Annotated in this window: 22 protein-coding genes; 11 read left to right on the forward strand and 11 right to left on the reverse strand. The window is 34.2% G+C overall.

Annotated features, from left to right (window positions below; genetic code table 11):
* Positions 1–29: 29 nt before the first annotated feature.
* Positions 30–191 (reverse strand): hypothetical protein, encoded by a 162-nt coding sequence (locus tag QMO11_RS07755; RefSeq protein WP_282036766.1) that lies wholly within the window; start codon positions 189–191, stop codon positions 30–32.
* 158 nt (positions 192–349) lie between these two features.
* Here QMO11_RS07755 and QMO11_RS07760 point away from each other — a divergent pair, with 158 nt between their 5' ends.
* Positions 350–1342, forward strand: a complete 993-nt coding sequence (locus tag QMO11_RS07760) for a helix-turn-helix transcriptional regulator (protein ID WP_282036767.1) — start codon at positions 350–352, stop codon at positions 1340–1342.
* A gap of 39 nt (positions 1343–1381) precedes the next feature.
* On the opposite strand, the gene QMO11_RS07765 is transcribed toward QMO11_RS07760, so the two are convergent.
* From QMO11_RS07765 to QMO11_RS07785, 5 genes are all read right to left on the reverse strand, one after another.
* Entirely contained in the window at positions 1382–2743 is a 1362-nt protein-coding gene (locus QMO11_RS07765) for a TolC family protein (RefSeq protein WP_282036768.1), read from the reverse strand.
* Between the two features lie 43 nt (positions 2744–2786).
* Positions 2787–3869 carry an efflux RND transporter periplasmic adaptor subunit gene (locus QMO11_RS07770; RefSeq protein ID WP_282036769.1) on the reverse strand — a complete coding sequence of 361 codons (1083 nt, stop codon included), beginning with the start codon at positions 3867–3869 and terminating at the stop codon, positions 2787–2789.
* A gap of 72 nt (positions 3870–3941) precedes the next feature.
* On the reverse strand, positions 3942–5222 hold the full coding sequence (locus QMO11_RS07775) for an ABC transporter permease (protein WP_282036770.1): 1281 nt from the start codon (positions 5220–5222) through the stop codon (positions 3942–3944).
* Between the two features lie 20 nt (positions 5223–5242).
* Positions 5243–6484, reverse strand: a complete 1242-nt coding sequence (locus QMO11_RS07780) for an ABC transporter permease (RefSeq protein ID WP_282036771.1) — start codon at positions 6482–6484, stop codon at positions 5243–5245.
* Between the two features lie 7 nt (positions 6485–6491).
* Positions 6492–7208, reverse strand: coding sequence for an ABC transporter ATP-binding protein (locus tag QMO11_RS07785; protein WP_282036772.1), 717 nt, complete (start codon positions 7206–7208; stop codon positions 6492–6494).
* A 334-nt stretch (positions 7209–7542) separates the two neighbouring features.
* Here QMO11_RS07785 and rsgA point away from each other — a divergent pair, with 334 nt between their 5' ends.
* From rsgA to QMO11_RS07815, 6 genes are all read left to right on the forward strand, one after another.
* On the forward strand, positions 7543–8469 hold the full coding sequence (rsgA, locus tag QMO11_RS07790) for a ribosome small subunit-dependent GTPase A (protein WP_282036773.1): 927 nt from the start codon (positions 7543–7545) through the stop codon (positions 8467–8469).
* A 75-nt stretch (positions 8470–8544) separates the two neighbouring features.
* Positions 8545–11355 carry a response regulator gene (locus QMO11_RS07795; protein ID WP_282036774.1) on the forward strand — a complete coding sequence of 937 codons (2811 nt, stop codon included), beginning with the start codon at positions 8545–8547 and terminating at the stop codon, positions 11353–11355.
* Positions 11356–11425: 70 nt separating this feature from the next.
* Complete coding sequence (locus QMO11_RS07800; RefSeq protein WP_282036775.1) at positions 11426–12562, forward strand: sensor histidine kinase; 1137 nt, start codon at positions 11426–11428, stop codon at positions 12560–12562.
* 138 nt (positions 12563–12700) lie between these two features.
* A complete protein-coding gene (locus QMO11_RS07805) occupies positions 12701–13240 on the forward strand; it encodes a YceD family protein (protein ID WP_282036776.1) in 540 nt (179 codons plus the stop codon).
* Between the two features lie 15 nt (positions 13241–13255).
* Positions 13256–13441: a 50S ribosomal protein L32 gene (rpmF, locus tag QMO11_RS07810; protein WP_068474062.1), complete on the forward strand. Its 186-nt coding sequence runs from the start codon at positions 13256–13258 to the stop codon at positions 13439–13441.
* Positions 13442–13691: 250 nt separating this feature from the next.
* The gene (locus QMO11_RS07815) at positions 13692–14687 is read left to right on the forward strand and encodes a beta-ketoacyl-ACP synthase III (RefSeq protein WP_282036777.1); all 996 of its coding nucleotides are present in this window, start codon (positions 13692–13694) and stop codon (positions 14685–14687) included.
* 75 nt (positions 14688–14762) lie between these two features.
* Here the strand turns inward: QMO11_RS07815 and QMO11_RS07820 are convergent, their stop codons facing one another.
* Complete coding sequence (locus QMO11_RS07820; RefSeq protein ID WP_282036778.1) at positions 14763–14921, reverse strand: hypothetical protein; 159 nt, start codon at positions 14919–14921, stop codon at positions 14763–14765.
* 127 nt (positions 14922–15048) lie between these two features.
* On the opposite strand from QMO11_RS07820, the gene QMO11_RS07825 reads away from it, so the two are divergent.
* Positions 15049–15675 (forward strand): CPBP family intramembrane glutamic endopeptidase, encoded by a 627-nt coding sequence (locus tag QMO11_RS07825; protein ID WP_282036779.1) that lies wholly within the window; start codon positions 15049–15051, stop codon positions 15673–15675.
* On the opposite strand, the gene QMO11_RS07830 is transcribed toward QMO11_RS07825, so the two are convergent.
* The 4 genes from QMO11_RS07830 to QMO11_RS07845 form a co-directional block, all read right to left on the reverse strand.
* Positions 15672–16370, reverse strand: coding sequence for a hypothetical protein (locus tag QMO11_RS07830; RefSeq protein ID WP_282036780.1), 699 nt, complete (start codon positions 16368–16370; stop codon positions 15672–15674). The genes QMO11_RS07825 and QMO11_RS07830 overlap by 4 nt on opposite strands.
* A 166-nt stretch (positions 16371–16536) precedes the next feature.
* Complete coding sequence (locus QMO11_RS07835; RefSeq protein WP_282036781.1) at positions 16537–17292, reverse strand: succinate dehydrogenase/fumarate reductase iron-sulfur subunit; 756 nt, start codon at positions 17290–17292, stop codon at positions 16537–16539.
* Between the two features lie 37 nt (positions 17293–17329).
* A complete protein-coding gene (locus QMO11_RS07840; protein ID WP_068474046.1) occupies positions 17330–19267 on the reverse strand; it encodes a fumarate reductase/succinate dehydrogenase flavoprotein subunit in 1938 nt (645 codons plus the stop codon).
* Between the two features lie 29 nt (positions 19268–19296).
* Positions 19297–19983 (reverse strand): succinate dehydrogenase cytochrome b subunit, encoded by a 687-nt coding sequence (locus tag QMO11_RS07845; protein WP_068474043.1) that lies wholly within the window; start codon positions 19981–19983, stop codon positions 19297–19299.
* 466 nt (positions 19984–20449) lie between these two features.
* Between QMO11_RS07845 and frr the strand changes: the two genes are divergently transcribed.
* The 3 genes from frr (at position 20450) to QMO11_RS07860 (ending at position 22567) form a co-directional block, all read left to right on the forward strand.
* Positions 20450–21013, forward strand: coding sequence for a ribosome recycling factor (frr, locus tag QMO11_RS07850; protein WP_282036782.1), 564 nt, complete (start codon positions 20450–20452; stop codon positions 21011–21013).
* A 241-nt stretch (positions 21014–21254) separates the two neighbouring features.
* A complete protein-coding gene (locus tag QMO11_RS07855) occupies positions 21255–21581 on the forward strand; it encodes a PadR family transcriptional regulator (RefSeq protein WP_068474038.1) in 327 nt (108 codons plus the stop codon).
* 20 nt (positions 21582–21601) lie between these two features.
* Positions 21602–22567 (forward strand): PspC domain-containing protein, encoded by a 966-nt coding sequence (locus QMO11_RS07860; RefSeq protein ID WP_282036783.1) that lies wholly within the window; start codon positions 21602–21604, stop codon positions 22565–22567.
* Positions 22568–22572: the final 5 nt, after the last annotated feature.

Consider the following 22572-nt stretch of genomic DNA (forward strand, 5'->3'; position numbering starts at 1 on the left):
ACTTTTTTATTGCTAGTAACTACTATCAATTAGTTCATTGGTTCTGGTACCACACCAATTGGGTTTTCTGGACTTTCTGCTGGTAAATGCACTGGAGCATCTGGGCTAACAGAATCATCATCTTTGTTACATGATGTAAAACCTAATCCTAATAGTAAACTTGCTGCAAATAATGTTTTTAAAGCTTTCATCTTATTAATTTTAATTGTGTATTAATTTTAACAATACAAATATAGGGCGTACTAGTAGTGTTGATCTAATCCAAAAGGCTCATCTACTAATCCTATTAGCTCAATTGGCATAATTATTGGCATATAACAATTGAAGGTTGATTATAAAATATTACAATATGAGTGATAAGGAGTTACATATTAAGGTGCAAGAAGGGCCGGGTGTAAATTACATTAAAGCACTGCATGATGTTTTAGGTGGTGAGTTTAGTGCTGATTCATATAAACTTGAGAACAATGATAGTAGTATAATGCTTCAAAGTGTCAAAGTTATTGATGGTATGGAGTTGCTTTTGACTGATGCTGGGCATAATAAACATGTTGTAATTGAAAGAATTGCTGATGGTGAACCAGACTATATTCATATTAGCTTTTTTAAGAAAGGGCAGGTTCCTCATACAGATTTGGATAGAAGGCAGTTAATTGAAGCAGATACCCTTTTAGGTGCTTATGTGCATAATGGTTTATTTCCTTTTGTAACAGAGTTTCCTGCAAATATGAAAGTAAAAACAATTACTTATAAGCTAACGAAGGGTGCTTTTTTAAATTTATTACCTGAGGCTGATCATTTATATAAATCTTTATTTGGAACGCAAGATCCTGTTGCATATCACATGCCACTTTCTACGCAGGTTGAACGATTAACAGATGATATTTTTTACTTTAATGAACACGACTATGGGCGTGTTGCATTTATCAAGGCAAGAGCCATTGAGGCTTTTTGTGTATTTATCATGAATGCAGAGCAACATTTAATTGAAGGTGGGCTTAAAGGACTGCATAAAGAAGATTATTCAAAGCTTCTTTTAATAAAAGAAAAGTTATTATCTAGCTTTAATCAAAAGATAACAATACAAGGATTATCAGAGGAGTTTGGTGTTAGTGTGTCAAAATTAAAGCGTGACTTTAAAACACTTTTTGATTGTTCTATATATCAGTTTTACACTCATGCTAAAATGGATGAGGCATATCGACTATTAAAAACAGGGAATTTAAATATCACCCAAGTTGGATTTGAGTTGGGATATACTAATATGTCTAAATTTACAGAGATGTTTAAAAAGGTAAAAGGAATTTTACCCAATGAGGTTGTTAAGCTTGGTGTTATTTAGCTTGGCAGGATTTAATTCTGCCAAGCCAATTAATTTCAATTATAGTTCTATCGGGATACCATTATAAAAATCTAAGATTTTTGTTCGTAATACGTATTCGTATTTAGATTGCAATAAATTAGATTGGGCTCGAGTATAGTCTGTTTTTGCAACATTGTAATCTACCGAGTTTACCATTCCTACATTAAACCTTTGTTCTGTATATTTAAACGATTCTTTAAATGATTCAACAGCTTCTAAACTCGATAAATATTTATTGTACGATGCAAGAGCATCCACATAAGCTTGTTGTATTTCCTTAATTAGAGTGAGTTTTTGTATTTGCAATTGATATTTAGCATCCATTACTCTAATTTCAGCGTTAGAAATATTTGTTCTTGTTTGTAAACGACCAAATATGGGAATGTTAAGTTGCGCACCAATGTATATATTTCTCGAACTCTCTAATTGATCAAGAAAGTCGCGATTTACATTATTAGGATCGTCAAGAAGCCAAGACGCGCGAGAGTCCATTCCCATGCCAACACCAAGTGTCGGTTGTAGTGCTCCCTTTGTAATTTTTAAATCATACTCGGTACTTGTTACGGAGTATTCTGCACTTTTAATTTCAGGCATATTTTCTACAGCCCTGTCGTAAATAATATTTGGCAGTTGTTCAGCAAACTCAGTTGCCATTTCAGGCATATCAGGAGTTGTTATGTCAAAATTAATAGGTCGCTCAATGTCTAATAATTGAGCTAATGTAAGTAATGATATGGTAAGCTCGTTCTTTTGTTGTGTTACAACAAGCGCTTCTTTAGCCGCCTGTGATTTAATTTCAAGTAAGTTACCTTTTGCAACACTTCCTGCTTTTACGAGGTTGTTTGTTCTTTCAACTTGTAGTTCAGTTGTTTCATATTGCTTTTCAGCTACGTTTAATAATTCCTTATTTAAAATTATCTGTAGAAACTGAGCTGTTATTTGTAGAGAGATATCATTCTTAATTTTATTAGTTGTCTCTGTGGCGCTCAATAAGTCATATTCACTTTTTTTAATGCTGTTATTGATGGCTAATCCCTGATAAATTGGGATGTTACTACTTAAACTAGGACTCACATAGCTGTTATTAGCATCAATGTTTTGTCCTTCTTGCTGAATCCAGGTAAGGCCAAAGTTGTAGCCACCACTCAATCTTGCGTTTAAATCAGGAAGTCTGTTGAGTTTGTTCTGCTTCAGTTCATTTTTCTGAACATCAACATTGAGCATTTGACGTTTCACCGTAAGGTTATTTTCAAATGAATGCTCAATGCAGCGTTGTAAGCTCCATGTGTTTGAATTAATTGCTAAACTATCTTGAGCAGGGCAATAACCAAAAAGTGTAAATGTAATTATAATTGAAATGAGTATTTTCATTTTATTCATGGCGAAAATATCTTTATACTAGATTATGTATTTAGGTTAGTGATTAGCTTTTGGGGATCTTAATTTCATCACCCTCGTTGATACCTGAAAGAATTTCTATTTTAATCCCGTCAGACAGACCTGTTTCAATGAATTTCTTTTCAAATACTTGTTCTCCTGTTTTAACATCCACAAAGGCAGAATCATTACTAAATGTGATAAGTTTCTCTTTTAGCACAAGTACACTATCTCTTTTGTCAAGAACAATATCGGCAGTAGCACTGTATCCGGCTCGAATAAACTGGCCTTCTTTTAAACTAACTGCAGCTTTAATCTCAAACTGAATAGCTCCATTTTCTTCAACGCCTTTAGGGGCGATAAACTCTAAATTGGCATGATATTTTTCTTTATCAATGGCGCCAATAGAGAGCAAAAGGTCCATTCCTTCTTCGATTTTACCAACCTCAGTTTCATCCACTTTGCCTTCAAAAACCATTTCGTTCATGTCGGCTAAAAAAGCTACTGTTGTTCCATCGTTAAACGTATTACTTTTTATAACCGAATTCCCTACTTTTACAGGTACATCTAATACCATTCCTTCAATTGTAGCTTTGATAATGGTGTTTGTTTGATTACCCATTTTTTTGGTAACACCCATTTTAATTAACTGAAGGTTGTTGTCAGCAGCCTCAACATCTTCTTTGGCATTTTCATATCGTGTTTGCTCATCTAGAAATTCAGATTGGGCAATAACTCCGTTGTTATATAATTCAGTTTTGCGCTTGTATTCAACTTCAGCATTCTTATAATTAATCTTCGCTTTTTTAAGTTGTGTTTCAGCGTTGTTAACTTGAACCATTTCTGGGATGATTTGTATTTTGGCTATTAAGTCGCCTTTCTTAACTTCATCACCTGGTTCAACATATATATCAGTAATAATTCCAGACTCCTGTGGTTTAATTTCAATTTCTTGTCTTGGAACAACGGAGCCTGTAGCAACAGTTTTCATAATAACATTATCCAATCCAGCTGCTTCAGTTTCGTAGACTATTGGATCTTTTTTAGTTTGGTTATATAAGTAATACACTACCCATCCCAAAATGGCTAATATTAATAGACCACCTAAAATTTTAAAAGCTTTTTTCATTTTCACTATTATTAGTTCAATACCTAGAGTTGTTTGTAATGTATTGAAGGTTATTGTTTTGTTTATTTGTTTTTATTCGTGTCGTAATGCATCAATTGGTTTTATCTTCACAGCATTTAAAGCAGGAACTAGTCCGGCTATAAAACCAACAGTAATCAACATTAGTAATGCTGATATTGCAATGGGTAAGCCAATTTCAGGATTCATAAAAAATGTTTGGTCATCAGGTCCAGCATTAGCTATTGATGTGTCTACTGCCATATCTACAAGGTAAAGAACAATAGTTCCGAATGCGAGGCCTAGGAAGCCAGCAATTGTTGTTAGAAATACTGATTCCATTAAAATTTGTCCTATAATAATTTTTGGTCTTGCACCAATCGCTCTCTGAATACCAATTTCCTTAGTTCTTTCTTTAATTACAATAAGCATAATGTTGCTAATCCCAATTGCGCCAGCTATCAAAGTGCCAATACCAACTACCCATATTAAAATATCGATACCTAAGAACATGTAGAACATACCTTTTATTTCATTTTCAAGATCGACCTGCCCAATGGCTTCATCATCTTTTGGAGCTATTTTATGATTTTTTTGTAAAATAGGTTTAATTGAGTCGATTACCTTACTAATCTTAGTTCCTTTTTGGGCAGTAATACCAAAAAAGTGAACTTGATCTCCATAGTTGAAAGTTTGCTGCATTGATGTAAAAGGAAGATAAACGGTTTCCTTTTTGTTACTGCCGATGTTAATATTCGGGTTGTTCGATTTAAACACGCCAACAACCATAAAGTAAACTCCATTAACTCTGATGTAAGTTCCTACCGGATCTTCATCTTCATCAAACATTATCTCGTAAACTTTTTCTCCAATGATGCATACTTTTCGTTTGTGAAGTATATCTTCATCATTTATATAACGTCCCCAAACCATAGTGCAAGGGTCTATTTTACGGTATGATGGATAATCGCCCATTACATTAAATGCAGCAGATCGTTCTCCTCTGACAATATTTTCACCATTTCTCAAATTCCAACCATTTAATCTTGGTGAGATTACATCAATTCCGGCAACTTGATCCTTAATTTCTTCAATGTCTTTGTTGTTGATTTGCCAATTACGGCCTCGATTATAACCTTCATGTGCTTTTGTAGTAGTGTTAGCCCACATAAAGCCACTGTTGGTGGCAAAGTCTTTAAAACCTTCGGTGATGCCATTTTTTAAACCATTGCCAGAACCTGTCATTACAATGAGCATAAATATTGCCCAGAATACACCAAAAGCGGTAAGGGCACTTCTTAGCTTATTAGTTTTTATGGCATTTATTATTTCTTGCCACCTATCTCTGTCAAACATTAGGATAATTTTAGTTTAAGTTAATCAACATGTAAAGCCTCAATTGGTCTAATGGAAGCTGCTCTCTTTGCAGGGATGTATCCTGCAATTAATCCAGCAGTAATGAGTATAAGTAATGCCCATAAAGCGACTCCAAGGCTAGCTGATGGATTCCAAAAAGTTCTTTCGACATCGCTACCAGCTTGTAGAAGTGCAGTTGATACCAATGACAAGATTCCCATTCCAGCCACTAAACCGAAGAATCCTGAAAGGGCCGTAATAAAAACAGATTCAGAAAGTACCAAGCGAATAATAGAGAATGGTGTAGCTCCTATGGCTTTTCTAATGCCAATTTCTTTGGTGCGTTCTTTAACCATTATAATCATAATGTTGCTTACTCCCACAATACCTGCTATAATGGTCATAATACCAATTATCCAAACAAACATCCTTATGCCAGCAAAAATGCCTTGAGATTGTTTAAAGTGTTCAAGTGTGTTCCAAATACCTAAGGCTTGTTTATCTTCCGGTGCCACCCTGTGGCGTTTGCCTAATAGTAACCTAACCTCTTCTTCTATGCGCTTATTTTCTTCTACAGTAGTTGCATTGGTAGCAATGGCCATTTCACCAAGCTTATTACTGCCGTTAAATACTCTTTGTGCTGTGGTGAGTGGGAGGTAGGCCCTTTTTCTTTCTTTATCCTGGGGGTCTGTAAAGGTACCCACTACTAAAAAAGGCACGTTATTTACGCGAATATATTTACCAATAGGATCTTCATCTTTAAAAAGAGCATTTTTAATAGGTATAGATATAATAATAACTTTTCTATACTCTTCAATATCAATACTATTTATATACCTGCCTTCTTTAAGATCCACAATTTGAATTTCTTTAAATTCGGGCATTACACCTTCAGTATTGAAAGTGCCAAATTCATTATTGTAAGTAATTCTAGCTTCTCCATTTAAATAAAATCTACCAGAAATATTATCAATATTTTTATCAAAGTGGAGTTTTAAAGCTTCAACATCTTGATCAGTGAACTGAATTCGTCTACCGGCTTTTAGTCCGTCGTGAGCTACTTGTGTTCTTCGGCTCCAAATCCATAGTGCATTTTTTGAAGTTCCTCTGAAATTATTTTCCATACCATTTTGTAGCCCCTTACCAGAACCCAATAATAATATGAGCATAAAAATTCCCCAAGCAACACTAAAGCCTGTCATTATTGCCCTAAGTTTATTTTGCTTTAAAGTAGATAGAATCTCCTGAATATAGTCAATCATAACACTTTTAATTTACTGAGTTGATTACAGGTTGAATAATATTGGAGGTATTGGATTCTATTAATCCATCTTTTAGTCTAATAATTCTCCCTGTTTTCTCAGCAATATCATTTTCGTGTGTAACAATAATTACTGTTATACCCGAGTCATTTACTTCTTTTAAAATCTCCATAACCTCATAAGAGGTTTGTGTATCAAGAGCTCCAGTAGGCTCATCGGCTAATATTACCTTAGGCTTCGAGATTAGTGATCTAGCAATTGCGACTCTTTGCTTTTGCCCTCCCGATAATTCGTTAGGTAAATGTTCAGCCCAATCTCTAAGTCCTAACCTGTCTAAATAGTCTAATGCAATTTCATTTCTTTTTTTTCTGCTTACGCCTTGATAATACAGTGGTAGTGCTACGTTTTCCATGGCATTTTTAAAAGAAATAAGATTGAAGGATTGGAAAATAAAACCTAAATATTTGTTTCGGAAAGCGGCTGCTTTTCTTTCATTCATTTTCTGAATTAAAATATTATTAAGGTAATATTCACCTTGGTCGTAATTATCCAGAATACCTAAAATATTAAGCATCGTAGATTTACCTGAACCAGAAGATCCCATTATTGAAACCATTTCTCCTTCAAGTATATCCACATCAATACCTTTTAATACGTGTAAGGAATTAGCACCCGTTGTGTAAGATTTATGAAGAGAATTTACTTTTATTATACTATTACTCACAATTATATAGATTTAAGTTGTTATGGTATAAGTAGAAATAATCAAATCAAGTGTATTTTAAGTCAAGATTAGAGTATTTTAGAATGTGACGCTTTAATACTTAAAATAGTTACAGATAGAAATGACTTTTATCCAAAAAAAATATTCTTCCATAAATTAGTACATTTATTACGTATTATCAATGCTTAATTAATTTAGTATTAGCACATGATTATTATCTTTGTGAAGTGTTTGTAATAAATATGACGCTGATATTTTGCAAAATATATTTTTAGCGTTGTAAGATGCACTAGTCGGATTATATTCTTATCATTACAAAATCAACAATATCAAATTGAAAAAAGGGATAGTTTTTAAGTCAACAGGGAGCCGGTACATTGTTAAAACTACCGAAGGTGAAATGGTAAATTGTACCATTAAAGGTAAATTTCGTATGAAAGATATCAAAAGTACAAATCCGGTTAGTGTTGGTGATGTGGTGCATTACTCATGGGATGAGGCTAACGACGTTGGTGTTATTGCTGAAATTGAAGAACGAAAAAACTATATTATCAGAAAGGCCTCAAAGTTATCAAAACAAACACATATTATTGCAGCAAATATTGATCAGGCTGTACTACTCGTAACCGTTAATTATCCTATAACTACAAATGTTTTTGTCGATCGTTTTTTGGCTTCAGCAGAAGCTTATCGTATACCTGTTAGGATAGTTTTCAACAAGATAGATCGTTATGACGATGCACATCTTCAATTGGTTGATGACTGCAGAGAAATGTATGAAAGTATAGGATACGAAACCTATGCGATATCAGCTAAAAAGGATGAGGATTTAAGTGTAGTAACTAATTTATTAAAAGATAAAGTTAGTGTTATTGCAGGCCATTCAGGTGTTGGCAAATCTACCTTAGTAAATCGGATTCAACCAGGTTTAAATTTGAAAGTAGCCGAAATATCAGATGTTCATCAAAGTGGAAGACACACTACTACATTTGCCGAGATGCATGAGCTTCATTTTGGAGGATACATAATTGACACTCCTGGTATAAGAGGTTATGGTTTAATTGATATTGAAAAAGAAGAGTTACATCATTATTTTGTTGAGATTTTTAAAGTGTCGGAGTACTGCCAGTTTGGTAATTGTACTCATATTCATGAACCTGGATGTGCTGTAAAAAATGCAGTGGAAGTTGGTGAAATTGCCCTTACCAGATATCAAAGTTATTTAAGTATATTCGAATCGAACGAGGAGAAATATCGCTAAAACCTAAACAAGATATTAACGCATTACAAGTTATGAACCTGCAAGAATTATTGCGCCTAGTTTATCTAAAATAATATGAATAAAGCCATTGGAATAGTAATAGCAAGTGTAGTTTTTTTAATTGCATCTAATATTTATTATTATTACGATACCTATAATTGGCAATTAAATATTCACCAAGAAGTACTTACCAAAGAAATACGAACTTGTAAGGAAAATCATCAGAAATTCTTCAAGGAAACCAAAACCAATATTCTTCTTTTATTAAACGAAAAGGAGCTGAATGCTTTATTTGAGTTTAATACGATTGCCGAAAATACAATTGTACAAGAGCGTACGCAATTGCTATACAATAGATATGGTGATGTGCTAAAAGAGCTTACCGTGAGTGATACTAAAGGGCATTGTTATACACTCAGTAAAATGAATAATGGCGTATTTGTATCTAAATATAGTGAGCAGTATCGGCAGGAGTATTTTAAAGAAACAGTTAATCTAAATATTAAAAATAATACAATTGAATACAAACAGCCACTGTACGCTGATAGCTATATTTATGGTTATGTTAGTTTTAGTATTGATGCGGAGCGGTTTTATAAAGATCTTTTTCATAATTTCAGTATCAGAGGTCATCAAGTAGAATGGATCTTAGATCATAATAATAATGTAATATTCTCTACTCAGGAAGGTTTAAGTTTAGCTAGTAAAAAGAAGGAAAATTTATATGCTTCTGTATTAATGGGTGATACCGCTATAATTCACACAATGAATCATAATGGTGTTAGTGAAAAAGTACTAACTTCATTTGAGGTAATTAAGATATCAGGTAACCCTGTGGTTATGGCCTTCTCGTTGAGAGTTAAGCCAATTACAGATTCAATTTTAATGAATTTTGCAATTATTGCTCTTATTACTTTTGTGATTATTATGTTGATCGTTTTGTTTTTCTTACGTGTAGTAAGTAAAAATAAAGTAAATGCAATTCGATTAAATCAATCAGAGGAAGCTTTACAAAAAGTTCTGCATTATTTACCTGTAGGCGTGGTAATGCTAGATAGTAATAAGCGAATTAAACAAGTTAACAGAGCTGCCCTTAATTTATTTGATTACGAGGATGAAGATTTATTACTTAATTCTACAGTAAACTATCATGTAATATTTGAGAAAAAGAAAGTAGTACAACACATTGATATCACTAAAACATCAAGTAAGTATGTTCTTGATAATGGCCAAGGAAATCAGCAGATCCTTTTAAATGAAACAGTTCCTTTCTTTCTGCAGGATGAACAATATACTATTGAAGTATTTATAGAGTCAACACCATTTGAGAAAATAGTTGAACCAAGTGGGAAGGCGCATCTTGCAAAAACTACTTTTATTGCTAATGTTAGTCATGAACTACGTACGCCATTAAATGGTATTATAGGGATGACTGATGTAATGCTGCTGTCAAATAACCTACCGGATGCAGAGCGCGATATGTTGGGCATTGTAAAGCGATCAGCAGATACTTTGTTGGCCTTAATTAACGATATACTCGATTTCTCTAAAATTGAATCAGGAAAGCTTGAGGTCGAAGCTATTCCGATGAATCTGAATAAAGAAATTCAGCATATAATAGGCGATTTCGAGGTTCAAGTAAAAGAGCGTAATTTAAAATTAAGCTGGGAATCAGACGGGGATATTCCAGAAGATTATTTGGGCGATCCTCTAAGAATTAAACAGGTGCTAATAAATATTATAGGAAACGCTATTAAATTTACGGCCCACGGAGAGGTGAGATTAAAGGTTGAGAAAGTAAAAGCTTTAAATGGTAATTCTGTTCTTAAGTTTACGGTTAGTGATACAGGTATTGGCATAAATAAAGATAAACTTCAAACTATCTTTCAATCTTTTTCTCAAGAAGATGAAAGTACTACTCGAAAATTTGGAGGGACAGGTTTAGGAACTTCAATATCGAAAAATTTAGTACAGTTGATGGGCGGTGAAATATGGGCTGTAAGTCCATCTTCAATATCAACGAATGAAGAATATCCAGGCTCAGATTTCTGTTTCACACTGCCGCTGTTGAGCATGAGAAAAAGAAAGAATTTAGATTTCTCATATATATTTGCATGGACTCAGATTAATGTTCTTGTAATAAGTGACGACCTGCTTCAGGTACAAGCTATTACAAAAAATATGATGGCTCTTGGTATAAAATATAAGATTATGTCGCCATCCCAAGAAACGATTGTCTCTCTTCGAGATACTAAAAAGTATCATGCAATCATAGTAGACCAACGTCCTGATTTTAACGGAATTGATTTCTTGCAGGAACTTTATAACTATAACCTTCATACGCAGTATCTGATTGTTCTTCAAAGCTCAGATTATCAAAAAATGAACACCAATATTGGTAAACGGTTAGGAGCTGATATTTATCTGCGTAAGCCAGTTAAAATTGATATTTTTAAAAGTTTCTTATTGCGTTACTTCACAAGTATTAAAGATACAACAAGTATGGTTGGTAAGGTTGTTCCTCATGATTTGAAAATTTTAGTAGCAGAGGATAACCTTTTCAATCAAAAAGTAGCAAGTAATCTGTTTAGTAAATTGGGGTATACAATTGACATAGCTAATAATGGAAATGATGTGATTAAAATGTTCACGGAATGTAGTTATGATATTATATTTATGGATCTGCAAATGCCTGAGTTAAACGGATTCGAAGCTACAGCAGAAGTGAAGAAATTGAATTCAACTTGCCCTATTATAGCCATGACTGCAAATAATGATTCTTCGATAAAAGATCAAGCATTTAATGTAGGTGTGGATGATTTTATTGTGAAGCCAGCGCAACGCGAAGAAATTAATAGAATGATTTTAAAGTGGTGTGCTAAATAAATTATAATAAGATAAGTGTTTGAACGTTCAATAATTAATTAAATTCACTTTTGTTAATTTATAATCAAACATGTATTATTCTCGTAAGCGATTGTTTAAGCTTTTTATTTTAATTGGCTCTGTTATTATTGGGAGTGCTTCCTTAATTTATACTAAACTATTAACTGATGAATTAAAAATTGAAGAAGAGCAAAAGGTAGCTCTGTGGGCGGAAGCTACAAGGCAGTTAGTACAGCCCGATATTGATGAGCAGGCAGTTAGTTTGATGCTTGAAGTTCTGAAAAATAATAATACTGTTCCTGTTTTATTAACTGACGATAAGGGAATTATTTATCATCATCGTAATATAAAGCTACCTAAACAAGGAGCAGAACAATATCTTCAGTCTGAGCTAGAGCGGATGAAAAAAACAGGTAAGCGCATTGTTATAAATTTGGGAGATGACGAGGTTCAGTACCTGTATTACAGATCATCTTTATTGCTTGTTAAATTAACGTGGTTTCCAATTGTTCAGTTAATTATTATAATAGTGTTTGTATTAACTGCTTATTTTGCATTTAATAGTGCTCGCAAGCGAGAGCAAGATCAAGTATGGGTTGGTATGTCAAAAGAAACAGCTCATCAATTAGGTACTCCTATTTCATCCCTTATGGGATGGGCCGATTTGTTGGCTCTAAAGGATGAAAATAGTAAAATAGTGCCAGAGATGAAGAACGACATCTCTCGTCTGCAGAATGTAGCGGATCGCTTCTCAAAAATTGGTTCTAAACCTATTTTGAAGTCCCTAGATTTAAAAGAACTAGTTTTGGGTACACTAGATTACTTTCAGAATAGAGTATCCTCCAAAATTCAGTTTAAATTAGATTTTGAAGAAAGCAAAACAATAAACGCTAATGCCGTATTGTTAGAGTGGGTTCTCGAAAACTTGATAAAGAATGCCATTGATGCAACTTTAGGAAAGGGAGTAATTTCGATTTCTTCGCAGCATTTAGGAGATCAAATTGTTATTGATATTAGTGATGACGGTAAGGGTATTCATAAATCAAAACATGCCACAGTATTTGAGCCTGGCTATACAAGTAAAGAGAGAGGGTGGGGCTTAGGCTTAACTCTTACAAAAAGAATAGTTGAAGAATATCATGGTGGAAAGATATTTGTAAAAGAATCTGAATTAGGAAAAGGAACCACCTTTAGAATTATCCTGTAAGCATGTATTCGCAACTATGTTAGCTTATTTGCACAATTACAAATAGATGCACGAAAAAAATAAATGAAAAATAAGAGTGTATTTCTTCGCTACTACTATTTATTTTTATACTTTTGCAAAGTTTTTATATCGGGTTAAATGGCTAAACTGAATGAATATAACCTAGTTTTCAAAGGGTTAAAAGAAGGTAGGCATTTTTTTAACTACAGTGTTGATAGTTCTTTTTTTAAGGAAATCAATGATTCAGTAGTTGAAAATGGCGATTTTAAAGTAGAAGTTACTTTATTGAAGAAGTCGCAAATGTTGCAGCTTGATTTTAGTATTGAAGGAAAAGTGAATTCAATATGTGATAATTGTTTGGCAGCATTAACTGTTCCGGTAAGTTTTGAAGGTACCATGTATGTTAAGTTTGGTGCTATTTATGATGAACCTAGTGAGGAGATAATAATACTTCCGCACGAAGAACATGAGATTAATTTAGCTCAATTGATATATGAATTTATTGTCGTTAGTTTGCCTTTGCGTTCAGTGCATAGCAACGAAACTGATGATGATAGTTGTGATGATGAGATGATTGACAGATTAAATCAGCAAAATCATCACGAAGAAGAAGCGATTAGCGAAGATGATATAGATCCCCGTTGGGAAGCACTAAGAAAATTAAAGAATAATAAATAAGTAAAGCGTTTTAAGATGGCACATCCTAAAAGAAAGATTTCTAAAACTAGAAGAGATAAAAGAAGAACTCACGATAAAGCTGCTATTCCAGGATTAGGAGTATGTTCTAACTGTGGTTCTACAAAAAAGCTACACACCGTATGTGGTGAGTGTGGTTTTTATAGAGGAAAATTAGCTGTAGCACAAGAAGTGACAGCATAATTTTTTTTTGTCAAAAGTCTTTATAAATTTGCTTCGCATATGCGAGGCAAATTTTGCTTTAAGGCATTTGTAAATTAACTTCGAAAAGGTTATTTGTTTAGGGATTTTGCAATTAAAGAGCCTAAACACTCAAAATAGTAGTTGCCGAATTATCTATTATTCGGGCATGTGTTTTTATTAGCATTAGTTATGCTGATGGATATGCTAGTTATATTATTGATTACGACTATTAAAAAATAAAAACTATCAAATGAAAAACATTAACGCCGTTATAACAGGAGTTGGTGCATATCTTCCAGACTATGTATTGACAAATGAAGAATTAAGCAAAATGGTTGATACCTCTGATGAGTGGATTATGACTCGTGTTGGTATTAAGGAGCGCAGAATTCTTAAAGGTGAAGGTAAAGGTGCTTCTGATATGGGCGCTGAGGCTGTTAAAGAATTACTTAAGAAAACAAATACTGCTCCAGAGGATGTTGATTTATTAATTTGTGCAACGGTTACTCCTGATCATGTTTTTCCTGCAACAGGCCCAATAATTTGTGATAAAGTAGGTATTAAAGATATCCAAAGTTTTGATGTTAATGCAGCTTGTTCTGGTTTTTTATATGCCTTAGATGTTGCTAATAAATTCGTAAAGTCAGGAATGCATAAGAAGGTTGTAGTTGTGGGCGCTGAAAAGATGTCGTCAATTACAGACTATACAGATAGAACCACATGTGTTCTTTTTGGAGATGCATCTGCAGCTGTTATGGTTGAACCAACTGAGGAAGAAGTTGGGGTAATGGATACTATACTACGAAGTGATGGTTCTGGGCGTCAGCATTTATTAATGAAAGCTGGAGGTTCTGTTAATCCATCTTCTCACGAGACGATAGATGCAAAAATGCACTCTGTTTATCAAGAAGGTCAAGCTGTTTTTAAACGTGCTGTTTCAAATATGGCGGATGTTTCTGCCGAGATTGCGGAACGAAATAATTTAACTGCTGATGACATTGCGTGGCTTGTACCACATCAGGCTAACCTTAGAATTATTGATGCTACTGCACGTAGAATGGGTATTGATAAGGAAAAAGTAATGATAAATATACATCGTTATGGAAATACTACATCTGCAACAATTCCTTTATGTTTATGGGAATGGGAGAAGCAGTTGAAGAAAGGTGATAATATTGTATTGGCAGCATTTGGAGCTGGATTCACTTGGGGATCTACTTACATAAAATGGGGCTACAATAGTTAATTTTGCCATATGCTCAGGTTTTAATCTGAATTAAGATATTATATAAAGAGAAGCCATGTGCTTCTCTTTTTTTTATTAGATAAACTCCTTATTGAATATGTATACTTCAGCCTTAAGACAACTGCTGTTTTTATTGTTTACTGTTTTAGTATGTTTTGTTGTTTGTACTATTGTATGTTCTGTAATCGGAATATTTTTCTTCGGAACAGAAATACTTAATAATCCTTCAATCATTTTGAGCGATATAAACTATTTGAGATTTTATCAGCTTTCTCAAAGTGTATCTTTATTTATTTTACCTCCTATCCTGTATGCTAAATACTATCGTTTAAATATTAAGCAGTATTATCAAATAGGTAACATGCCTAAGTTAAGTTTATTTGCTTTAGGTTTTTTGTTAGTGATGTTGGTTCAGCCATTGGTAAGTTATTTGGGATACATAAATCAGCTAATTCCTTTTTCTGAATATTTAGCAGATGTAGAAAAGTGGTTGAGAATTCAAGAAGATCAGGCTAACGATCTAACACAGCTTATTCTTTCTAATGATTCTCGGATAAGTTTCATATTTAATATTCTTGTGGTTGCAATAGTTCCTGCAGTAGGGGAAGAGTTGTTGTTTAGAGGTGGTATACAGCCATTATTTGCGCGTATGTTTAAAAATAAGCATATTGGTGTGTGGTTAAGTGCTTTTTTGTTTAGTGCTATTCATATGCAGTTTTTCGGGTTTTTCCCACGCCTGATATTGGGTGCTTTATTTGGTTATATGGTGATGTATGGAAAAAGTTTATGGTTGCCTATATTTTGTCATTTTGTTAATAACTTCTTAGCCTTGCTGATGTTTGCATTATATCAGAATAATTTCTTAGATGAAGATCCATTATCAGCAGCAACAGAATCAATCAATTACGTTTGGTTAGGTGTAAGCCTTGTGGGATTTGTTATTGCTATACGAATGATGAAAAATGTAGAAAAGGTAAGAGAGAGTTAGTTTAGCTCTTTTTCTTCTTTTCTAAATACGTAAACAAGCCCATACTTTGCAGATTGTTCTCTCTTTTTTGAGGGTTCTAATTCATTATATGTTTCTTCCACCGAATTCCATAAGTTAAGAATAATTGCATCTGCCTGAGCTCTTAATTCACTAACTTTTTCTAACATCTTCTGAGTTGTAGATAAAAGGTTTTTGTGATTATTGTAGCACTCTTTAAATTTTTCAAATTTAATTTTTACCATTGCAATGGATGGATTGTAGATTCTACTTCCACCTAGTGCCATTCTCTTTTCTTCAGCAGGGATAACTTTGGCACCCCATTGTAATAGTTGGGCTTCTGTGCCTAATTCTGGTACGGCTTTATCATCAATATCCATCCCGTATTCCTCTCTTACTTCAGGTTTTAATTCTTTTCTGATGATGCTGAAATTTACAACTTGTATAAAGTGTGAGAGGTATATTTTAGACGATTTAAAACATTCTGACAGTTGCTTGCCAATTTGAGCTTGACGGTCTTTACTAGAGTTATATTGATTAACTGATTGTTCGAATTGTGGTAAAAATGACTTTAAGTCGAGGTGTAGTTTGGTGGGATATGCTAAGTCGAAAGGATAGTATTTACTTCCTTCATCCAAAGCAGCTTTTAAAGCTCTTAATCTAGCCTGATCTGTATTAGGGAGTCTTCTATAGGGCATGAATTACATTTACATAAGCGTATCAAGCGAAAAATAGAAAAAATATAAGTAAATACAAATCTTTATTTAACATTAATTGTGAATTCAGCTTAATTGAACTAATATAAAAATAGAAATCCCCAATCTTCCGAAGAAAATTGGGGATTAAATATGTTAATAAAAGTGATTAGTCTTTCAACTTAGCACTTAAATATTCGCGATTTAAACGAGCGATGTTTGCAATAGAAACGCCTTTCGGACATTCTACCTCACAAGCTCCAGTGTTTGTACAAGCACCAAAACCTAACTCATCCATTTTACCAACCATGGCTTTAGCTCTACGTGCAGCCTCAACTTGTCCTTGTGGTAATAATGCTAAGTGACTAACTTTTGCTGAAACGAATAACATTGCTGATCCGTTTTTACAAGTGGCAACACAAGCACCACAACCAATACAAGAAGCAGCATCCATAGCCTCATCCGCATCATCCTTTGGAATAGGAAGTGCATTTGCATCAGGTACACCACCAGTACTTACTGAAGTGTAACCACCTGCAGCAATAATTTGGTCAAAAGCAGTACGATCAACAATAAGATCCTTAATTACGGGGAAACCAGCAGAACGCCAAGGCTCAATTGTAATAGTCTCGTTATTTTTGAATTTACGCATGTGTAACTGACAAGTTGTTACATCATCATCTGGCCCATGAGGACGTCCGTTGATGTATAATGAACACATACCACAAATACCTTCACGACAATCGTGATCAAATGCAACAGGCTCTTTTCCTTCACCAACTAATTGCTCATTTAAGATATCCATCATCTCAAGGAATGAACTGTCGGTAGATACTGTCTCTAGTTTGTAAGTTTCAAAACCACCCTTAGCTTTAGAGTCGCTCTGACGCCATACTTTTAGAGTCAAACTTATATTATTTTCCATTTTTTCTCTGTTTAACTAATGAACGTTAATAACTTAATTATTTGTAGTTACGTTGTGCAACTTTAACCACTTCAAACTTAAGTTCTTCTTTATGTAACTCTGGTGCTTTGTCTTCTCCTTTATATTCCCAACAAGCGGCGTAAGTAAATTTGTCATCCTGACGTTTTGCTTCACCTTCTTCTGTTTGGTACTCTTCACGGAAGTGACCACCACATGATTCTTCACGATTTAATGCATCGCGAGCCATAAGGTCTCCAGTTGTAATAAAGTCGGCTAAACGAGATGCTTTTTCAAGCTCAACGTTCATTCCTTTGTCTGATCCAGGGATCTTAACGTTAGTCCAGAATTCTTTTTTGATAGCTGCGATTTTCTCGATAGCTTCTTCTAAACCTTTTTTGTTACGAGCCATACCAACAAAATCCCACATTACTAATCCAAGCTCTTTGTGTAAGCTATCAACAGAACGTGATCCTTTAATTGACATTAACTTCTCAAATTTAGCTTTAGCAGCTTTTTCTGCCTCAACAAACTCTTTTTCGTCTCCAGTCATACGTGGCGTACGAATATCATCAGCCAAGTAATTCTGAATTGTAAATGGTAATACAAAGTAACCATCAGCTAAACCTTGCATTAAAGCAGAAGCTCCTAAACGGTTAGCACCGTGATCAGAGAAGTTTGCTTCACCAGCAGAGAATAAACCAGGTACAGTTGTTTGTAATTCGTAATCAACCCAAATTCCACCCATTGTATAGTGAATAGCAGGGTAAATCATCATTGGCTCAGCATACGGATTGTCATCAACAATCTTCTCGTACATTTGGAAAAGGTTTCCGTAACGTGCACGGATTGTATCCTCACCTAAACGCTCAATAGAAGTTTTAAAGTCAAGGTATACAGCTAAACCTGTAGTACCAACTCCGAAACCAGCATCACAACGCTCTTTAGCAGCACGAGATGCAACATCACGAGGTACTAAGTTACCAAATGCAGGATATCTTCTTTCTAAGTAATAATCTCTTTCGTCTTCAGAAAGGTCAGTTGCTTTTTTCTTTCCTGCACGGATAGCTTCAGCATCTTCTTTCTTTTTAGGAACCCAAATACGACCATCGTTACGTAAAGACTCAGACATCAAAGTTAACTTTGATTGGAACTCACCGTGAACAGGAATACATGTTGGGTGAATTTGAGCGTAACAAGGGTTAGCAAAAGCAGCACCTTTTTCGTAAGCTTTAATAGCAGCAGAACCATTTGATCCCATTGCATTAGTAGATAGGAAGAATGTGTTACCATAACCACCAGTTGCCATTACTACTGCATGACCGAAATGACGAGAGAACTCACCAGTTACTAAGTCACGTGTAATAACACCACGAGCTTTTCCATCAACAATAACGTAATCAACAACCTCAGTACGAGTATGCATTTCAACAGTACCAGCATTTACCTGACGCATTAAAGCTTGGTAAGCACCAATTAATAGCTGTTGTCCTGTTTGTCCTTTTGCATAAAAAGTACGGCTAACTTGCGCACCACCAAAAGAACGGTTATCTAACATACCACCATATTCGCGAGCAAAAGGTACACCTTGAGCTACACATTGGTCGATGATATCGTTACTTACAGAAGCCAAACGGTAAACGTTAGCCTCACGAGCACGGTAATCACCACCTTTTACTGTATCATAAAATAAACGGTGAACAGAATCACCATCATTAGGATAGTTTTTAGCAGCATTGATACCCCCTTGTGCAGCAATAGAGTGCGCACGACGTGGAGAATCTTGAATAGTAAAGTTTTTTACTTTAAAACCCATTTCACCAAAAGATGCAGCAGCTGAAGCTCCAGCTAATCCTGTACCAATTACGATGATATCTAAGTTTCTTTTATTTGCTGGGTTAACCAATTTCTGGTTAGCCTTATAGTTGTTCCATTTTTCAGCCAATGGGCCTTCAGGAATCCTTGAATCTAACTTCATTTTTTGTAAATTAAAAAGTTACTACTTTATTAACAACAGCTTCCGCAAGCATACATTGCAATTGCGATAACACAAAAACCTAGGCTTACAACCCAAGCAAATACAGTTCCGATAACTGTCCAACGCTTACGCCAGATAGTATTACTTGCACCCAAAGTTTGGAATGCTGACCAGAAACCATGTGTTAAATGCACAGCTAGACCTAAAGAACCAATCACATATAAAACAACTTTTAGTGGATTTTGGAAATTTGCTGCTACTAAAGAATAAGTATCATGCATTTCAACACCACCAATAGTAACACTGCCTACAGCATGTGTAATTTGTAATGGAATCCAATAATCAACCATGTGAACTGCTAAGAAAGCTAAAATTGTAACTCCTAATACAGCCATGTTTTTTGATGCCCACATAACCTCTTTTGTGTTGTTACCTGAAGCATACTTGTTATTACCGCGTGCTTTGTTGTTTTTTGCAGTCAATATTGCTCCGTAAGCAATATGAACAATAAACCCTAAAGCTAAAACAGGTTGCAATCCGAACTTAATTAACGGTAAAGCCATAAAATTAGCTGCAACGTTAAAAGCTTCCCCGCCATCAGGGATTAATAGCAACAAGTTAATAGATAAGTGGACTACCAAAAAGGTAATCAAGAAAAGCCCTGACAAACTCATCAGCAGCTTTCGTCCAATCGACGAACTCAATAAATTACTCATACAGTTTAATATTTAAATCTCTAAGTTATATTAGTATTTTAAGCATGCAAATGTAATTTGAAATCGGGATTTTTCCATGGGAAATAAAGAAATAAATCTTTATTTAAAATCAATCTAAGCACCATGTTCAAAAGTACACTCAGTAAGCGTTTTAGGTATTTCAAATAATTCAAAAACGATCCGAAAATACATTTTTTGGTAAAAAAGGGGTAAAAATAGATTGTGTTGTACAACCACTTTTTGTGTTTATTTATTCTTTTGCTATTACTTTAATCGATAAAGTACTCACCACCGCTGTAATCTAAGGGGTTTCTGTTGATTAGGTCATACTAAGTAAAGTACATACTATTATAGTATCCTATTGTATTTACATGACTCTATTAATTAAAGTATTTTTCTAATATTTATGAGGCTTTTGTATTAAGCCAAGTTTTTTTATTTTTGCTATGTTTTAAACAAATAGGTTATGACTGAAGAAATTGAGATATTAATGGAAGATGCTAAGGAGAAGATGGAGAAATCTATCACACATCTTGAGCATGAGTTAATTAAAATTAGAGCTGGTAAAGCGAGTCCTGCGATGTTAGAAGGTATAATGGTAGATTATTATGGATCTATGACTCCTCTGCAACAGGTTGCAAATGTAAATACTCCTGACCCAAGAACTTTAGCTATTCAGCCTTGGGAAAAAGCTATGATTGAACCTATTGAAAAAGCAATTATGGCTGCAAACCTTGGTTTGAATCCGGAAAATAACGGAGAGATTGTAAGAATTAACGTGCCTGCTTTAAATGAGGAACGAAGAAAAGATCTTGTTAGACAAGTGAAAAAATGTGCTGAGGATGCAAGAGTAAGTGTCAGAAATGCGCGTAGAGACTGTAATGAAGAATTAAAGAAATTAAAGAAAGAAGGTCTTTCTGAGGATCTTGAAAAAGATGCTGAAGCAGATGTTCAAAAAATGACGGATCAATATTCTAAGGTTGTTGATCAACATGTTGAGAAGAAAGAAGCAGATATCTTAACAATCTAAGAATTACTAAAAAAACTATATAAAGCATCACTTTTTCGAAAGTGGTGCTTTTTTTTTGATTTTTTTTCAAAAAAATTTTCGGTCTTGTATATCCCGTAAATAAAGGGATTTGTATGATTTGAAAGTCTATTTCTAAAAACAATATAGTAGTATGTATTACAAAGTACCATTTAAAAGCCATATATTTGTAATGCAATATTCAATGTAATGGATAGTAATATATAAAAATGAGGAGCCTGATATGAAGTTAGAAAATACAAAAGCACAAATGAGAAAGGGAGTTTTGGAATATTGTATTCTGGCAATCCTTTCAAGAAGCGACAAATATGCCTCAGATATTATTAAAGAATTAAAAGAGGCAAAAATGATTGTTGTTGAAGGAACACTTTACCCTTTATTAACTCGCCTAAAAAATGCAGGGTTATTGAGTTATCGTTGGGAAGAATCTACACAAGGACCACCTCGTAAATATTACGAACTAACAGAAGAGGGTAAATCCTTTCAGAATGAGTTAGATGTATCGTGGAATGAATTAGTTGATGCAGTTGCTCACATTAAAAACTCCTAACAACAATAATTATAAATGTTATGAAAAAGACTGTAAATATAAATTTAAACGGAGTCGTTTTTTATATAGACGACGATGCATATAAAACCTTAAGATCTTATTTAGACCGACTAGAATTGCATTTTAAGAATCAAGAAGAGGGTAAAGAGGTAATAAAAGATATTGAAAGTAGAATTGCCGAACTTTTTAGTGAGAAGATTAATCATGAAAGTGGTGTAGTTACTCAAGTTATGGTTACTGAAGTTATGGCTATCATGGGCGATCCATCGGAGTTTGATGAGGATGAAGAACCCAAAAAGGAGAAAAAATCACACTATCAAGCTTATACTACTTCAAGTAGGAGTAAGCGCTTATTTAGAGATGCAGATAATAAAGTACTTGGAGGTGTTTGTTCAGGTATAGCTGCTTATCTTAATATTGATCCGGTTTTAGTTCGAGTTGCTTTTGGTATTTTCCTATTTCTCAGTGCAGGTACAATAATACCGGTATATATTATCCTTTGGATTTTAATTCCTGCCGCTATCACAACTGCTCAAAAATTGGAGATGCGAGGCGAAAATGTGACTATCAATAATATTGAAAAATTCATTAAGAGGGAATATGAAGATGTAAAAGATAGGTTTAGCAAAGTAAAGGATACAGAAACCTATAAAAAAAGTGAGTCGTGGTGGAGACGCCTCACAAAGCGAGATAAAAACTTGATGCTTGTTGTGGCTGTAATTGCTTCAGTATCTTTATTAACAGGTTTATTCAATGCATTTCCTGCAATGGAGCCAATGACTACAAATGTGAGCTACCATATGGCGCATGTGCCAATACTTCACTTTCCGGGGATTCTAATTCTAACCTTAATTCTTTTATTAATCGGGTTTGTATTTAAAACCTTATTTAAAATTATCATCTACATAATTGCTTTCCTATTTATAATTGCTTTAGCACTAAAAGTAGTTGGTTTTTTCGTAGGCAGCGTAGCTATGTTGTGTTAAACCCA

Source organism: Saccharicrinis aurantiacus (assembly GCF_947489045.1).
Classification (GTDB): domain Bacteria; phylum Bacteroidota; class Bacteroidia; order Bacteroidales; family Marinilabiliaceae; genus Saccharicrinis; species Saccharicrinis aurantiacus.

Bases quoted from the DNA above. Each gene is read 5' to 3' on its own strand.
- QMO11_RS07755 (WP_282036766.1), bottom strand. From the start codon at position 191: ATGAAAGCTTTAAAAACATTATTTGCAGCAAGTTTACTATTAGGATTA.
- QMO11_RS07760 (WP_282036767.1), top strand. From the start codon at position 350: ATGAGTGATAAGGAGTTACATATTAAGGTGCAAGAAGGGCCGGGTGTA.
- QMO11_RS07765 (WP_282036768.1), bottom strand. From the start codon at position 2,743: ATGAATAAAATGAAAATACTCATTTCAATTATAATTACATTTACACTT.
- QMO11_RS07770 (WP_282036769.1), bottom strand. From the start codon at position 3,869: ATGAAAAAAGCTTTTAAAATTTTAGGTGGTCTATTAATATTAGCCATT.
- QMO11_RS07775 (WP_282036770.1), bottom strand. From the start codon at position 5,222: ATGTTTGACAGAGATAGGTGGCAAGAAATAATAAATGCCATAAAAACT.
- QMO11_RS07780 (WP_282036771.1), bottom strand. From the start codon at position 6,484: ATGATTGACTATATTCAGGAGATTCTATCTACTTTAAAGCAAAATAAA.
- QMO11_RS07795 (WP_282036774.1), top strand. From the start codon at position 8,545: ATGAATAAAGCCATTGGAATAGTAATAGCAAGTGTAGTTTTTTTAATT.
- QMO11_RS07800 (WP_282036775.1), top strand. From the start codon at position 11,426: ATGTATTATTCTCGTAAGCGATTGTTTAAGCTTTTTATTTTAATTGGC.
- QMO11_RS07805 (WP_282036776.1), top strand. From the start codon at position 12,701: ATGGCTAAACTGAATGAATATAACCTAGTTTTCAAAGGGTTAAAAGAA.
- rpmF (WP_068474062.1), top strand. From the start codon at position 13,256: ATGGCACATCCTAAAAGAAAGATTTCTAAAACTAGAAGAGATAAAAGA.
- QMO11_RS07815 (WP_282036777.1), top strand. From the start codon at position 13,692: ATGAAAAACATTAACGCCGTTATAACAGGAGTTGGTGCATATCTTCCA.
- QMO11_RS07820 (WP_282036778.1), bottom strand. From the start codon at position 14,921: ATGATTGAAGGATTATTAAGTATTTCTGTTCCGAAGAAAAATATTCCG.
- QMO11_RS07825 (WP_282036779.1), top strand. From the start codon at position 15,049: ATGCCTAAGTTAAGTTTATTTGCTTTAGGTTTTTTGTTAGTGATGTTG.
- QMO11_RS07830 (WP_282036780.1), bottom strand. From the start codon at position 16,370: ATGCCCTATAGAAGACTCCCTAATACAGATCAGGCTAGATTAAGAGCT.
- QMO11_RS07835 (WP_282036781.1), bottom strand. From the start codon at position 17,292: ATGGAAAATAATATAAGTTTGACTCTAAAAGTATGGCGTCAGAGCGAC.
- QMO11_RS07840 (WP_068474046.1), bottom strand. From the start codon at position 19,267: ATGAAGTTAGATTCAAGGATTCCTGAAGGCCCATTGGCTGAAAAATGG.
- QMO11_RS07845 (WP_068474043.1), bottom strand. From the start codon at position 19,983: ATGAGTAATTTATTGAGTTCGTCGATTGGACGAAAGCTGCTGATGAGT.
- frr (WP_282036782.1), top strand. From the start codon at position 20,450: ATGACTGAAGAAATTGAGATATTAATGGAAGATGCTAAGGAGAAGATG.
- QMO11_RS07855 (WP_068474038.1), top strand. From the start codon at position 21,255: ATGAAGTTAGAAAATACAAAAGCACAAATGAGAAAGGGAGTTTTGGAA.
- QMO11_RS07860 (WP_282036783.1), top strand. From the start codon at position 21,602: ATGAAAAAGACTGTAAATATAAATTTAAACGGAGTCGTTTTTTATATA.